Source organism: Streptococcus mitis (assembly GCF_022137125.1).
GTDB lineage: Bacteria > Bacillota > Bacilli > Lactobacillales > Streptococcaceae > Streptococcus > Streptococcus mitis_CE.
Map to the genome: position 1 here is coordinate 1 of NZ_JAKNEQ010000022.1, position 297 is coordinate 297.

Annotated in this window: 1 pseudogene; it reads right to left on the reverse strand. The window is 33.7% G+C overall.

Features of this window, described 5'->3' with window-relative positions:
• Positions 1 to 173: pseudogene (locus tag L0P31_RS09280) on the reverse strand (ISL3 family transposase); the annotation flags it as partial.
• Positions 174 to 297: the final 124 nt, after the last annotated feature.

Genomic DNA, 297 nt, shown 5'->3' on the forward strand with positions numbered 1-297 from the left:
GGTTTTTGGAAGTCATATTTCTTCATTTGACTTCCGCAATCAGGGCAAGATGGGGATTCATAATCCAGTTTAGCGATGATTTCTTTGTGAGTATCCCTATTGATGATATCCATAAATTGGATATTAGGGTCTTTGATATCGAGTAGTTTTGTGATAAAATGTAATTGTTCCATATGAATCTTTCTAATGAGTTGTTTGGTCGCTTTTCATTATAGGTCATATGGGACTTTTTTTCTACACAAAAATAGGCTCCATAATATCTATAGGGAATTTACCCACTACAAATATTATAGAGCC